We start from the raw sequence: 16,754 nt of genomic DNA on the forward strand, positions 1-16,754 counted from the left end.
GCCTTGGTGGGCCGTTACCCCTCCAACTAGCTAATCAGACGCAATCCCCTCCTCCAGCGATAGCTTATAAATAGAGGCCACCTTTCATCCAGTCCCGATGCCGGGATTGGATCGTATGCGGTATTAGCAGTCGTTTCCAACTGTTGTCCCCCTCTGAAGGGCAGGTTGATTACGCGTTACTCACCCGTTCGCCACTAAGATTGATAGAAGCAAGCTTCCATCGCTCTTCGTTCGACTTGCATGTGTTAAGCACGCCGCCAGCGTTCGTCCTGAGCCAGGATCAAACTCTCCAAGATATCTTGAAGCTATTTGAATAGCTCATTATGTGTTGTCGTTACATTGAAGTAACTTTGAATTATGGTTGGTTTTGACTATGTCAAAATCCGCACTCTGGCATATGTTCAATCATATGATTGATTACCTATCATTGTTCAGTTTTCAAAGATCTGTACCAGTCAGACTAGATATTTTCTAGCTCCGAAGCACTTTCGTTTGAAGTGTTTCACCAACTGGCGACTAGATTATAATATCATGTTGACCATTCAGTGTCAAGCACTTTTTATAATCTTTTTTAGAATTTGGTAATCACCTCTATGTAAAGGATTTACATAAAAATTCTAAAACGATTAACAAAGAATCTAGATAATATCTAGTGTTTCCTCATTAAGAAACAGTCGCCTCAACGACTGTATGGTTATTATAGTACAAACAAGAGGTGCGCGCAAGCCCTAATTTTAAAAATTTTGAAACTTTTTTCACCTTTTCTGTATAGTGTATTTATTTATTTTCATTCTACTATATGTTGTATATGAACTTATAATTATTGGTAATTCTATAGACTATAAGTACAATATATGCTATTTCAGTAATTACTACTAGTCATATCTATTAATTACTATAGGCCTGTTGTATCTTACGGGAGACCATATAACTGCCTTCTTACAATTAGTACAGGCCTGTTCTATTTCATCAGAGGTCATGCATACGCCATCCTGCAATTAGTACAGGCCTGTTCTATTTCTCAAGAGACCATGCAACACCTCCCACAATTAGTACAGGCCTGTTCTATTTCTTAAGAGACCATGCAACACCCTTCTCACAATTAGTACAGGCCTGTTCTAATATAAAACAAATGACGCCACCCACAAGGGTGGCGTCATTCGTATAAGGATTATTTGTGCCCTAGTTAGGGGTTCTAGGGTATATACGGCCCCTATATCAGCATATGAGGGGCCATATAATTCATTTTAAAGATATACGGATAGCAGCAATCTTATTGTTGAATTGCTTTGCGCAAATCAATTGTATGAGGAGCAGAAGGTTCCATCGGCTCATTGATTGCTTTTTTAAGATCTACTACATGTTCTTCAGCTGCAGTAGGTTCTTCACTTGCTTTGTTTTTAACGGTTTCTTTAGCTGCGTACCAGATTGTTTCGTTCATCATGTGACGAAGGTCCTCGTTGTTCACATGTTCTTGATCTTGCGCCATGATATCCAAGATTGCGTCTTCCAAAGCACTTGCTTCATCGTTAGTCATAGGACCGCCGATTTCTTTTTGTTTTTGAACGACTGCATTGATTTGGTCTACCATGCTACGTAATACATTGAATCCGTAGCTATTTACGAAACCATCTTTTTCATTGTATTTCGGCATATCAAAGAATTCGTATTCATTTTTGTTACGGTTTTCGCCGTTCCAGTTGAAAGCGACTTCAAAGCCATGAACACGTCCAATAGAGTGTGTGCGGAAATAGTCCGCATAGTTATGTTTATCCTTGGAGTGTAACCATTTACTTTCAGCCTTAGTCAATTGTTCATGATTGTCATGTTTAACCTTAGCTTTAGTATAGTTAACTTCTGCATTTTGCCATGCTTGTACAAATGTATGCAAAGCTTGCACTGTTTGTGGGCTAGCCACTGGAACGAGTACAACAGAGCCTGTCGTTGGTGTAGAAGCAGGGTTAGGTAAAATCAAATTGTCATCATATGTTGGTGAGCCAGCAGCATATCCTGTAATGGATGCAGCGCTCATAAGTGCTGCTGCTGTGAAAGCAAGCATTGTAGATTTTTTCATATCTATTCCTCTTTTCATTGTCGAATATTAGCGATGGTAGGGGATTCAAGGAGAATCCCCATCCATGTGTATCTTATTACATACCTAATTTAGCCATCATAGCAGCCATTTGAGCTTTCAATTGGTCTACTTCGCTTTGTAAGCCTGCATTTTGAGCCTTAATTTGTTCATTTTCAGCTTTCAAATCAGATACTTCGCCTTTTAATCCGGCATTTTGTGCTTTCATAGAAGCCACTTCAGTTTGCATTGCATATGTAGAGCTGATAGGACCCTTACGATAACGATCTGCTACAGCAGCTTCGCTATCGCGGTTGCCAACCTTCCAAGTTACACCAGCGTTAGCCATCATATGGCCGTTGCCGCCAGCCCAGGACACGCCTGCATGGAACATTGTGGATTCGTTCTTGTAATGAGCTACGCCCAATGCCAATGCGGAGTTACCACGATAGTTACCATAACCAGCCATGATTTGAGTTGGTTCCATTGGATCGTATTGGATAGGTTTCAATGCGGACAATGCAGCAGATTGTGCACCTACATGGCCGATTTCTTCACCTAATTTATCTACGCGAGGGTCAACTGCAGGGTTAACATGTAAATCGTATTCATGTTTGTTAGGATCAGAGCTTAGATCTGTAACGCGTACAGTACCATCTGTAGATTTAACAGTTGTTAAGGAATCGCGCAATTGGTTAACGTTTACGCCATCAGTACCATCGATACCAGGTGCAAGGTTAACGATGCGGTTACCAGTCATGCTGAGGTTACCACCATGAACTTCAAGAGCTGGAGTTACAGCAGTATCACGGTCGTATTTATTACCGCCTGGGTTAGAGTTGATACGAAGAGTTGTGCCACCATTGCTGATGGAGTTGATTTCAGTCAAGTCGTGAGCCAAGCTATAAGTGATGGAGTTATCAATCTTATCGTCGCCATCAACATTTTTGCGTTCTACAACCATGTTATCGCCAGCGATGTATTGAGTACCTTTTTCAACCTTCTTAACTTCTTTTAAGCCTTTAGCTACACCGGAACCATCAGTACCAACGGATGCATTCACTTTCGCGCCAGAAAGATCAGCGTTTACAGTGTATGTTTTTTGACCAGTTGTGTTATCAGTTGCTTCATCAACGGATACGTTTTGACCAGCTTTTACGATTGTGCCAAGGCCAGTGATAACCTTTTTACCTTCGTTAGTAATGTTGGACAAGTCTTGACGAGCGATACCGGAAATAGTTGCTTTCACAGGGTTGCCGTGTTCGTCAACTAATTGTTTACCAGAACCATCAACATATGTCATTTCAACAGTACCGTTTTGGCTAACTTCGTAGTTACCATCTTTGATACGAGTATCGTTAGCTTTGGAGATACGTTTGATGTCGCCAATGTTAGCACCATTGGAATCTACATCGCCACCAGATTTCACGTTGTGAATTTGTTGGCCACCCATATCAACATTGTTCTTAGTGATAGTAGGACCACCAGTGATAGTCAAACCATCGTTGTTAACTACTGTGTCACCAATTGTTACGGAACCATTTGGAGTCAAGTCGATGTTGTTGTTCAATGCGAATTCTACTTTTGCACCATCACCAGTGTTAGTTTGTTTAACAGTGAGGTTCTTACCGCCAGAGAATTCCACAGTTTTACCATCAGTGATGTTTTTAGCTGTTTTATCGGAATCGCTAGTTGTATTACCAGTAGATTTAACATTGAAGCCGTTCATAGTACCAACGCCGTCAGCACTAATTGTCATCTTACCAGCTGCATCTGTAGAAACTTTGATATGATCGCCGCCCACTACATTTACTTTGCCGCCTACAGGTTTAACGTCTGTACCATTTGCTTGGATAGTCCAGATATCATCTAAGTTAGCTACTTGTTTTTTGTCGCCAGCCTTAGTTGTGTACTCAATACGATCATCACCTGCATTGTAGTTGATTGTTGTATGAGATGTTGGGCTACCTAAGTGGATTGTGTTAGTTTGAACGCTGTTAAGCTCTTTCAAATCTTTATCCAATGCGAATTCGTAAGTTTGTTCTTCGCCGTTCACAGTTTGTTTTACGTTCAAGTTTTTGCCTGCGCCGTAATTTACTGTGCTGCCAGGTTTAACGATTGTTGCAGTAGATGTACCTACTACATTACCTGTTGCATTAGCTTTCCAACCGGAGTTGTTGATTGTATCAACTACAGTTTTAACTGTGGCGATACCATCTTTGCCATCTACGCCTGGTTTGCCGTCTGTACCTTGTTTGATGTTACCAAGGTTAACGTCATATTTAACTTGACCATTTTCATCAACGGAAGCAGATGTGTAGTTACCGTCAACGAAGTTCAAGCCTTGAGACAATTTAACAGATTGAGTATTCTTGCCGTTAGCAGAGTATTTCAATTCTGCATCGCCAAGGTTAACGCCAGTCGCACTTACCTTGTAGATTGTTTGACCATTAGCACCTTTACGAGATGTTACTTTTACGTTGTCCCCTTCTTCAACTTCTGTTCTAGCAGAATTCAATTGGTTAACGTTTACTGCATCAGTACCGTTTACACCAGCTTTTACATTAGTGATGAAGTTATCACCAACATTTACATTGCCGCCGTCGAATTTGAATTCGTTACCGCCGATTGTGAAAGTAGCAGGGCCACCGTTCTTAATCGTGTTGATGTTGTGCAAGTCCTTAGCCAAACCGATGTTGATTTCGCTGTTGCCATCAGCACCTTGGGTGATGCTTGTTTTGATGTTAGAGGAATCGTATTCGGAATCAGCTTTAGCACCTGTACCTTTAACAGTTACTTTGGAGCCAAGTTTATTTTTCTTTTCGCCACCGGAGTTAGCGTCGAAACGTAAACCGTCATCCAATGTAGCTACTTCGTGTTTATTATTGTCATGATCTTCGTAAACGATGCGAGTTACGCCGTCAGCGCCTTTTTCGCCCTTCATAGTAAGACCGTCTTTGCCGTCCTTACCATTTAAGCCGATGGAGCCGTCTTTACCGTTGATGACAACGGAGGAACCATCTTTACCATTTACACCGATCTTACCGTCAATACCGTCTTTGCCATCTTTACCAACTTTGATGTCATCGGACAATGCATAGTTGTAAGTATGATCGCCAGTTACTTTATCAACGATTTGTTCAACAGTTAAGTTTTTACCAGCACCGAAGTTTACAGTTGTGCCAGGTTTAACGATTGTTGCAGTATGGTTATTTACTGTGTTACCAGTAACATCACCTTTCCAGCCGGAGTTGTTGATTGTATCAACTACAGTTTTAACTGTAGCAATACCATCGTTACCATCAACGCCTGGTTTACCGTCAACGCCGTCTTTCACCTTACCGATTGTTACGTCATATTTAACTTGACCATTTGCATTAACGGAAGCAGATGTGTAGTTGCCGTCAACGAAGTTCAAGCCTTGAGACAATTTAACGGATTGAGTGTTCTTGCCGTTAGCGGAGTATTTCAATTCTGCATCGCCAAGAGCTACGTCGTTCGCATTAACAGTGTAAATTGTTTGACCATTAGCACCTTTATCTTCAGATACAGTCACATTTTTACCAGCCTTAACTTCTGTTTTAGCTTCTTTCAATTGTGCAACATTAACTGCATCAGTGTTGTTTACACCAGCTTTTACATTAGTGATGAACTTATCACCAGCATTGATACCATTCTTAGTGATGGAAGGACCACCAGAGATAGTCAAGCCATTGTTATTAACTACAGTATCGCCAATTGTTAAGGAACCGGATGGAGTCAAGTTCACTTCTTTGGACAATTGAACTTTCAACTTGCCATCTACGTTGTTCACGCCGATGTTGTTATCAGTCAATTTAGACTTATCTGCACCACCAACAACGTCCATAGTTTCGTTCAATTTCTTAGCGATTACATTGGATTTATCTGTGCCTTGTGCATCGTCGCCAGCATATTTCATGCCGTCATCCAATGTAGCCACTTCGTGTGTAGTCTTGCTGTTATCTTCGTATACGATACGAGTGATACCATCTTTACCGTTCACACCAGGTTGACCGTCTTTTGCTTTCATAGTAAGACCGTCTTTGCCGTCTTTACCATTAAGGCCGATAGAGCCGTCTTTACCATTGATTACAACAGAGGAGCCATCTTTACCGTTAACACCGATCTTACCATCAACGCCGTCTTTACCATCTTTACCAATCTTGATGTCGTTGGACAATGCATATGTATATGTTTGTTCACCAGTTGCATTATCGATATGTTGAGCGATTGTCAAATTATCGCCTGCTGCGTAGGAAACAGTTTTGCCGTTGCCTACAGCTGTAACAGCATGATTACCAACTACATTGCCTTTTGCATCAGTGGAGAAGGAATAACCGTCTTTGATTTGATCAGCCAAACCGGACAAGTCGATTTTCGCGATTGTACCAGCTTGGTTAGCACCGTTACCATCGTTGTATTTCAATGTTACGGATTTATCTGCGGTATTGTAGGAATAAGATGTAGTTGTTTCACCAGCACGATCAGATGTTGTAGGTGCAATATGCAAGTCGTTAGCTTTAGAAATTGTCTTAACGTCGCCGATGTTAGCACCGTTTGTATCATCAGTGGAGTTGTTATTTACGATACCAGATTTAAGGTTCGTAATGTTGTTGCCACCCATGTTCACATTGCCGCCGTCGAATTTGAATTCGTTGCCGCCGATTGTGAAAGTAGCAGGACCACCGTTCTTAATTGTGTTGATGTTGTTCAAGTCTTTAGCCAAACCGATGTTGATTTCGCTGTTGCCATCAGCACCTTGCGTGATGCTTGTTTTGATGTTGGAGGAATCGTATTCGGAATCAGCTTTAGCGCCTGTACCTTTAACAGTTACTTTGGAGCCAAGTTTATTTTTCTTTTCGCCACCGGAGTTAGCGTCGAAACGTAAACCGTCGTCCAATGTAGCTACTTCGTGTTTATTGTTGTTATGATCTTCGTAAACGATGCGAGTTACACCGTCAGCGCCTTTTTCGCCCTTCATAGTAAGACCGTCTTTGCCGTCCTTACCATTTAAGCCGATGGAGCCGTCTTTACCGTTGATCACAACAGAGGAACCATCTTTACCGTTTACGCCGATTTTACCGTCAACGCCGTCTTTGCCATCTTTACCAATCTTGATATCGTTAGCCAAGTCGAATTCAACCTTAGCGCCATCGTTGTTGCTAGTTTGTTTTACAGTCAAGTTCTTGCCTGCTGCCATTTCAACTGTTTTACCATCAGAGATAGTTTTTGCAACTGTTTCGGAATCAGCAGTTGTGTTACCTGTGGATTTCACATTCCATACGGATTGTGCAGCGCCAGGAGCTACGTGCAAGTCATATGTCACTTGGTTACCGTTTTCAGTTTTCTTAACTGTTACGGAGTTATCGTTAGATGTAACAACTGTACGAGCATCTTTCAACTGTTTTACGTTAACTGCATCAGTATCGTTTACGCCAGCTTTCACATTGGTAATATTCAAGTTACCTGCGTTGATACCAGTCTTAACGATGGATGGACCACCAGAGATAGTCAAGCCATTGTTGTTAACTACAGTATCGCCAATTGTTAAGGAACCGGATGGAGTTAAGTTAACTTCTTTGGACAATTGAACTTTCAACTTGCCATCTACGTTGTTCACACCAATGTTGTTATCAGTCAATTTGGACTTATCTGCACCACCAACGATGTCCATAGTTTCGTTCAATTTTTTAGCGATAACTTTGGATTTATCTGTGCCTTGTGCATCGTCGCCAGCATATTTCATGCCGTCATCCAATGTAGCCACTTCGTGTTTATCGTTGTTATGGTCTTCGTATACGATACGAGTGATACCGTTCGTACCATTTTTACCGTCTACGCCATCTTGACCTTTTTCACCGCGGATTGTAAGACCGTCTTTGCCGTCCTTACCATTTAAGCCGATAGAGCCGTCTTTACCATTGATAACAACGGAGGAACCATCTTTACCGTTTACACCGATCTTACCATCAACGCCATCTTTACCATCTTTGCCGACCTTGATGTCATTGGACAATGCATATGTGTAAGTGTGTTCACCAGTTGTAGCGTCGATATCTTGTTTTACAGTCAAGTTATCGCCTGCTGCGTAGGAAACAGTTTTACCGTTGCCTACAGCTGTTACAGCATGGTTACCAACTACATTGCCTTTCGCATCAGTGGAGAAGGAATAACCGTCTTTGATTTGATCAGCCAAACCGGACAAGTCAATTTTTGCGATTGTACCAGCTTGGTTAGCACCGTTGCCATCGTTGTATTTCAATGTTACGGATTTATCTGCTGTGTTGTAGGAATAAGATGTAGTTGTTTCACCAGCACGATTGGATGTAGTAGGTGCAATGTGCAAGTCGTTAGCTTTGGAAATTGTCTTAACGTCGCCGATGTTAGCACCGTTTGTATCATCAGTGGAGTTGTTGTTTACGATACCAGATTTAAGGTTCGTAATGTTGTTACCACCGATGCTTACATTGCCGCCATTGAATGCGAAGTTATCGCCACCAATTGTGAAAGTAGCATTGCCACCGTTCTTAATCGTATTGATGTTTTTCAAGTTTTTGTTCAATTGAACTTCTAGAGTATCTGTACCATCAGCTTTTACGTTGATGTTACCAGCTGCACTCTTGAATGTAGCAGATGTATTTTTATCTACGCCTTCGCCTTGTACTTTTACTAAGCTGTTCAATTTTTGTTTGTTCACTGTATCAGTGTTGTTACCAGTGAAGTTCAAACCATCATCTAACGTAGCCACTTCATGTTTATCATGGTTGTTATCTTCATAAACGATACGAGTGATGCCATCTTTGCCGTTTAAGCCAGGTTGGCCTTTTTCGCCCTTCATAGTAAGACCGTCTTTGCCGTCCTTACCATTGAGGCCAATGGAGCCGTCCTTACCGTTGATCACAACAGAGGAACCATCTTTACCGTTTACGCCGATTTTACCATCAACGCCGTCTTTGCCATCTTTACCAATCTTGATATCGTTAGCCAAGTCGAATTCAACCTTAGCGCCGTCGTTGTTGCTAGTTTGTTTTACAGTCAAGTTTTTGCCTGCTGCCATTTCAACTGTTTTACCATCAGAGATAGTTTTGGCAGCTGTTTCGGAATCAGCAGTTGTGTTACCTGTGGATTTCACATTCCATACGGATTGTGCAGCGCCAGGAGCTACGTGCAAGTCGTAAGTCACTTGGTTACCGTTTTCAGTTTTGTTAACTGTTACGGAGTTATCGTTAGATGTAACAACTGTACGAGCATCTTTCAATTGTTTTACGTTAACTGCATCAGTATCGTTTACGCCAGCTTTCACATTGGTAATATTCAAGTTACCTGCGTTGATACCAGTCTTAACGATGGATGGACCACCAGAGATAGTCAAGCCATTGTTGTTAACTACAGTATCGCCAATTGTTAAGGAACCGGATGGAGTTAAGTTAACTTCTTTGGACAATTGAACTTTCAACTTGCCATCTACGTTGTTCACACCAATGTTGTTATCAGTCAATTTGGACTTATCTGCACCACCAACGATGTCCATAGTTTCGTTCAATTTTTTAGCGATAACTTTGGATTTATCAGCACCTTGTGCATCGTCGCCAGCATATTTCATGCCGTCATCCAATGTAGCCACTTCGTGTTTATCGTTGTTATGGTCTTCGTATACGATACGAGTGATACCGTTCGTACCATTTTTACCGTCTACGCCATCTTGACCTTTTTCACCGCGGATTGTAAGACCGTCTTTGCCGTCCTTACCATTTAAGCCGATAGAGCCGTCTTTACCATTGATAACAACGGAGGAACCATCTTTACCGTTTACACCGATCTTACCATCAACGCCATCTTTACCGTCTTTGCCGACCTTGATGTCATTAGATAATGCGTAAGTGTAAGTATGTTCACCAGTTGTAGCGTCGATATCTTGTTTTACAGTTAAGTTATCGCCTGCTGCGTAGGACACAGTTTTACCATTGCCTACAGCTGTTACAGCATGGTTACCAACTACATTGCCTTTTGCATCAGTGGAGAAGGAATAACCGTCTTTGATTTGATCAGCCAAACCGGACAAGTCGATTTTTGCGATTGTACCAGCTTGGTTAGCACCGTTACCATCGTTGTATTTCAATGTTACGGATTTGCTTGCTGTATCGTAAGCGTAAGATGTAGTTGTTTCACCAGTACGATCAGATGTAGTAGGAGCAATGTGCAAGTCATTAGCTTTAGAAATACGTTTTACGTCACCGATGTTAGCAGCATTATTGATTACATCGCCACCAGATTTAAGGTTAGTGATGTTTTGGTCACCCATGTTGATAGGGCCATTAGTGATGTTAATGGAGTTAGGACCGAATTCCATTTTTGGACCATTTGTAGTGTTGGAAATGGAATGAATGTCTACTAAATCTTTATTTACATCGTATTTAACAACGCCTTCAGCATCTACAGAAGCTGTTGTGTTTTTACCGTTAACAAAGTTCAAACCTTTATCCAATGTAACTGTCTGAGCATTTTGGCCATTCGCTTTGTATGTCAAAGGAATTTGAGTAGCCGCTTTGTTACCATCGAATGTTACAGTGTAAGTTGTGTTATGGTTTGTTTCATCTTGTACAGGTGTCACAGTGATAGGATTGTTAGTTGTATTTGTAGTATTTACAGTTACCGCTTCACGAGCTGCGTCTTTTACGTCGTTACGGGATACGTTTACTTCGTAAGTTGCGCCAGCGTCGCCATATTGGTCACCTGCTTGAGGTGTAACCTTAGCGATATTTGTATCTGTAGAACCTGTTACATTAGCTTTCGCTTTCACTTTTTCAGTAGAAGCAGCTGTAGGTGTTACATTATCAACGTCTACTGTATAGATTGTTTTCTTACCACCGTCAACAGTATTTTCTGTTACAGATGTAACCTTCGCAGCATTTTTACCACGAACCTCTACCGTATTGTTCAATTTGCCTTTCGCATCATCAGACAAATCAACAGCTACGTTGCTACCAGAAGCAGTTGTTTTGATGTATTGGCCATTGTTAGCGCCCACAACACCAAAGCTCAAGCCACCAGCTTGGTTCAATTTTTGAAGATCAGTAGCGCCTGTGTTACCAGTCAAACCAACTGTGTTATTGAAACCGTTGTTTACGATTTTCAATTGTTCTTCAGTAGCGGCGCGACCTTTTTTAGCGAAGTCAGGAGCATCCAAAGTAACGTTAGTCAAACCAGTGATATCACCAACTTTAGCATTCAAGTTAATGTTGTGATCACCTGCTACGTTAACAGTTTGGTTGCCACCGAATACAACCTTGCCATCGCCAGCATTGTTTGTGATGGATGTAATGTCGTTTAAATCACCTTCAACGTCTACTTTGAAAGTTTTAACGCCATCGATTTCACGGTTGCTAACCTTTGTATTCTTACCATTTTCCATATTGATGGCTTTTTTAGCAAGATTTTGGATAACTGTTTCGCCACCCTTATTGATGTTGGAAAGGTCTTGTTTAGCAATACCTGTGATAACAGCCGTTTCGTTAGCAACGTCTTTGTTGTTACCGTCAAGGTATGTCATCGTTACTTTGCCGTTTGCGTCTACCGCATATTCACCAGGTTTGATGTGGCGTTCGTCAGCACGAACTTTCTTCAATTGGCTAACATTAACAGCATCATTATCATTTATGCCAGCTTTCACATTAGTAATGTTCAAGCCACCAGCGTTGATGCCAGTTTTTGTAATGGAAGGACCATTATTGATAGTCAAACCATTGTCTGTGATGTTAGTATCACCAATTGTGATAGACCCGTCTGGAGTCAAATCGATGTCTTTATTTAATGCAAATTCAACAGCGGCATTACCATTTTTGTTAGTTTGTTTAACAGTCATGTTTTTGCCGGCTTGCATTTCTACAGTTTTGCCGTCGCGGATTTCTTGAACACCAGCGGAACCTTGTGCAACTTTACCTTCTGTAGCAGAAGATTTTACGTTGAAGGAGCTCATATCGCCAGTTTTCAAACCGCTCAAGTCGATAACAGCTTTAGGGCCATTTACAGTTTTACCATTACCATCTTGGTATGTTAATGTAACCTTTTTATTACCGTCTACAGTATATTCAGCTACGTTATTGTTAGTACCTGCTGTAGGTGCTATGTGTAAATCATTAGCTTTGGAGATACGAGTAACGTCGCCAATGTTGGCAGCGTTATTGATTACATCGCCACCAGATTTAAGGTTAGTGATGTTGTGATCACCAAGATCTAGGTTGCCACCAGTAACGCTGATGTTGTTATCACCAAAGTGTAATGTAGGACCACCATTATTTGTGATGGATGTAATTTCTTTTAAATCCTTGTTCAAGGAATATGTATATGTTTGTTGACCAAGAGATGTTTGGATATCTTGTTTTACCGTTAAGTTCTTACCAGCTGCATAGTTAACAGTTTGGCCGCTTTCAACCTTAGTAGGTGTAGCATTACCATCAACCTTACCACCGTTTGCTGTAGCATTTGTTAAGAAATCGTATTTAGCAGCAGCGTCGGCAGCGTTGATTGTGTATGTAGTACGACCGTTTACTGTTTTTTCATCAACGGTAACGTTTTTACCAGCTTTCACCATGCCTTTGTCATCGAAAGCAACAGTGATTTTAGAATCTTTCGCTCCATCATTAGCAGCTGTTGTAGAAACACGACCTGTACCAACAACGTTCAACTTACCATCATGTACAAGGAAATCGCTCTTACCAGTATCACCAGTTACAACGACACCAACGTTACGCAATTGAGCAACGTTAACCGCATCATAATCGGATGTACCAGATGCAACATTGGTAATTTGACGTTTAATGCCATCGTTACCAACAGAAACCATACCTGCATCGCCGCCGGCAACATCTGCATGGAATAACTGCAAGTTATTATCTGCAAGGCCTTTATTTTCGCCTTGGTATTCACGTGTACGGTTAGCTGCATGGAAACCTGTGGATTCGCCTGCACCAGAACGTTCATCCGCTTGGGATAAAGCACCAAGTGCTACGCCACCACGCACATTGGTTTGTGCACCGGCACCAAGAGCAGTACCATTTGTTTTATTAACGGTTGCACCGGAACCGAATGCGGATGCATTATCGTAATTGCCTGTAACAGTAGCACCGGAACCTACGGCAACGGCACCTTCGCCGCCTTGTACGTTAGCCGTTGTACCAATTGCTACAGAGCTTACGGATTTAGAGGATGCACCAGCACCGATAACGGTAGCAGCAACAGCGCCATCATCAGCTAATGCAGAGTTACCAATCGCAATAGCGGATGTTGTTTTGCCTGTTACGTGGGAATCTCTACCGATAGCAATGCCATTACCTGCATCATACGTAGTTCTATTATTAATACCAGATGTAGGTGTAGGATCCGTGGACAATGTCAACGTTTCTTTTACGCCTGCATTATTAGTTTTTTGGTATGTGTAACCATTTGCAGTAGCATCAACCTTGGCGTTAGTACCCATAGTAATGGAGTTTTGCGCGTCAGTACGTGCACCAGAACCTACAGCAATCGCTTGGTTCGCTGTAGCTTGTGTATTGTAATCAGTGCCTTGAAGGCCTGATGTAACATCTTTGCCTACACCAGTTGGGTATTTTAAGTTGCCTTCTGTAGGGCGAATACTACCGATGGCAATCGCACGGTTACCAGTGGCCCAAGCAGCATTACCAACGGCTACGGAACCACCTTCAGAGGCTGTACCATTATCGTTACCGCCTTTAGCTAAAGCACCCATTGCAATGGAGCCCATTGTAGAGGATGTAGCTTCGTTACCATACGCTTGGCTATAGTTTGCTTTTGCTTTAGAGATACGACCTACAGCAATGCCAAAATCACCAGCTGCATTAGCGCCTGCACCTTGAGCGATAGTAGCTTCACCAGTTGCTTGGGATTGCATACCAACCGCAATGGAATTAACACCGGATGCTGTTACGCGAGGTGAATTTTTACCACTATTACCGATAGCGATAGCATTGTTGCCAGATGCATCAGCACGAGCACCGACTACAGTTGCGCCAGAGCCTGTTGCATGAGTATCACGGCCAATAGCGATTGTATCTAAATGAGTGGCTGTGTTATCACGACCGATGGCGATTTGAGAATTCTCATCTCTCGTTTCTGGATGGTTTGTGCCACCATTTGTGGAGTCCACCATGTTGTTTTTACCAATGGCGATACCGCCCATTGTTTTCGCATCATTGTCTTGACCCATGGTAACAGTGTCTTGCACACGAGAGTTATTATTGGTACCAACAGATACGGAATTTTTACCACTAGCTAATGCGCTAGGACCTACTGCCACGGCATTAGCAGCACCAGTTTCAGCATGCCAGCCTACAGCTACGGCATGACCAACACCGGTTGCATTCGTTTTAGATGTATCACCAATCGCTACGTCGCCATCACCGCTTGCCGTAGTTTGAGCTCCAATAGCCGTAGCCCATTCGCCTTTAGCTGTAGTATAAGAACCTATTGCAGTAGCACGACTACCTAAAGCATCGTTAAAGTTACCAATAGCTAATGAATAAGCACCAGCTTGCTTAGGTGTTGTTTGCCAAGAACCTTCTGTCCAGTTTTGGTTATTGTATGCACCAATAGCAATTGCATTCTGTTTATTCGCATTATTTTTATTACCAACTGCAAGTGTTGTATCTGCGGTCGCATCATTCCCTGCACCAATCGCAGTAGCAGCACCTGCTGTAGCATTATTTCTATTACCCATGGCCATAGCAGAATTAGCAGATGCTTTATTTCTAGCACCGATTGCTACCTTACCATCATGACCAGCATCATAATCAGTTTGATTTTGATAACCTACAACGATAGAGTTTTGACCAACATTATAGTTTTCGCCATTGAAACCAGGATGAGTATTAGCCCAGATATTAACATGACTATTGCCATAATCCGCATCGGCCATGGCTTGTTGAGGCGCAATACCGCCCATAGCGCCAGCTACAGCTAAACCAGCCAATACGCTAGCTAGGACTTTCTTTTTGCCGCTATTATTTTTCGCAATCTCAGGCACTACAACGTAGCACTCTTTGGATTTGCTCCAAACGACTTTAAAGACCTTGTTCATAAAACCTTTGAACCCCTTTCTCATAAGTACATAAAAATGTAACTTTTACACTTTAGTTCACTTCATGAAGAGTGGCTTTCCTCTCATTCACACACACTTCATATAGGATAATTCAATAATATCAATTTATTAATTAATTGTAAATACTTTTTCGCCTATTTATTTAATGAAATTTTATATTTTAGATGAAAATAAACTGAAATTTATATGTATGTGTAAAAATAAACGCATTTATGAAAAAGTGCATTATATCAAGGTTTATAAACATAATTCCGCATTTCTCTTCACGTCATTTTCATATAACACTCAATTCTTTTTAGTTTATAATTTTGTTAAATAATGAAAATAAGCCTATTCTATAGATTTAAATACAATTCTATTATCCATAAATTTTATAAACAACAAAACGCCAATATATCAGTAAAATACTAGGTTTTTATGTTATATATATAACGCATTCAATTAAATAACAAGCCCATATTATTAATGATTAATTAATATATTCGGTGCCCTATTATTCAATTACAAATACAACAAGCGCATCGCCAATACAACATAAGATACACGTATATGCACAAAAAAACGCCCACACATCGTGTGAGCGTCTTTTTATAGGCCCCCAATACAATCAAAGGGGGGGAATTGTGAGAGTCATAATGAGGGCCCTATGTAATTATAATTGTATCTACTAGTATTATTTACTAATAGCATCACGTAAATTTACTTTACGAGATTGTGGTTGATCGACAGCTGGCTTAGCCATTGCTGCGCGAAGATCTACTTCGTGGTCATCGCCAACTTGAGGTTCTTCGCTAGCTTTATTTTTCACCGTTTGTTTTGCGGCGTACCAAATTGTGTCGTTCATGTAGTGACGAAGTTCGTCATTGTTTACATGTTCTTGGTCATGAGCCATGATGTCCAAAATGGAGTCTTCCAAAGCAGTCGCTTCTTCGTCAGTCATAGGACCACCGATTTTCTTTTGCTCTTGGATAACTGTATTGATTTGATCTACCATGCCACGAAGTACATTGTATCCGTAGCTATTGGTGAAACCATCTTGTTCATTGTATTTTGGCATATCAAAGTATTCGTATTCATTTTTGTTACGGTTTTCACCGTTCCAGTTCATGAACACTTCTTGACCATGTACACGACCGATGGAATGCGTACGGAAATAATCAGCATAATTATGTTTGTCATAAGAATGTAACCATTTTACGTCCGCTTTAGTTAATTGTTCGTGATTATCGCGTTTAACCTTAGCTTTTGCAATGTTAATTTCTGCATTTTGCCAAGCTTTCACATAATCATGAACAGCAGCCACGGTTTGTGGACTTGCTACAGGAACGAGTACAACAGAACCAAGTTGTGGCGTCATTACAGGGTTTTTAACAATTAATACATCATCATATGTTGGTGCGCTAGCTGCGTGACCAGTAAGGGATGCAGCGCTCATAAATATTGCTGCTGTGAAAGCAAGCATTGTAGATTTTTTCATATCTATTCCTCTTTTCTTAGTCGAATCAAAAGGGATACGAGGATTCTCATTGATGAGAACCCTCATCCCAG

3 protein-coding genes and 1 rRNA gene are annotated in these 16,754 nt (G+C 41.3%); all 4 read right to left on the reverse strand.

Annotated elements, in window-relative coordinates; all coding sequences use genetic code 11:
• Nucleotides 1–296: ribosomal RNA gene (locus O3617_RS07550) — 16S ribosomal RNA — on the reverse strand; the annotation flags it as partial.
• 977 nt (nucleotides 297–1,273) lie between these two features.
• Nucleotides 1,274–2,074 carry a hypothetical protein gene (locus O3617_RS07555; protein WP_371449404.1) on the reverse strand — a complete coding sequence of 267 codons (801 nt, stop codon included), beginning with the start codon at nucleotides 2,072–2,074 and terminating at the stop codon, nucleotides 1,274–1,276.
• Nucleotides 2,075–2,150: 76 nt separating this feature from the next.
• The gene (locus O3617_RS07560) at nucleotides 2,151–15,185 is read right to left on the reverse strand and encodes an ESPR-type extended signal peptide-containing protein (RefSeq protein WP_371449406.1); all 13,035 of its coding nucleotides are present in this window, start codon (nucleotides 15,183–15,185) and stop codon (nucleotides 2,151–2,153) included.
• A gap of 694 nt (nucleotides 15,186–15,879) precedes the next feature.
• Nucleotides 15,880–16,683: a hypothetical protein gene (locus O3617_RS07565; protein ID WP_371449408.1), complete on the reverse strand. Its 804-nt coding sequence runs from the start codon at nucleotides 16,681–16,683 to the stop codon at nucleotides 15,880–15,882.
• Nucleotides 16,684–16,754 lie beyond the last annotated feature (71 nt).

The sequence above is a fragment of the Veillonella sp. 27098_8_77 genome (assembly GCF_041431535.1).
Lineage (GTDB): Bacteria > Bacillota > Negativicutes > Veillonellales > Veillonellaceae > Veillonella.

What these genes read in the sequence shown, in the direction of transcription:
- O3617_RS07565 (WP_371449408.1), bottom strand. Translation starts at nt 16,683, where the DNA reads ATGAAAAAATCTACAATGCTTGCTTTCACAGCAGCAATATTTATGAGC.
- O3617_RS07560 (WP_371449406.1), bottom strand. Translation starts at nt 15,185, where the DNA reads ATGAACAAGGTCTTTAAAGTCGTTTGGAGCAAATCCAAAGAGTGCTAC.
- O3617_RS07555 (WP_371449404.1), bottom strand. Translation starts at nt 2,074, where the DNA reads ATGAAAAAATCTACAATGCTTGCTTTCACAGCAGCAGCACTTATGAGC.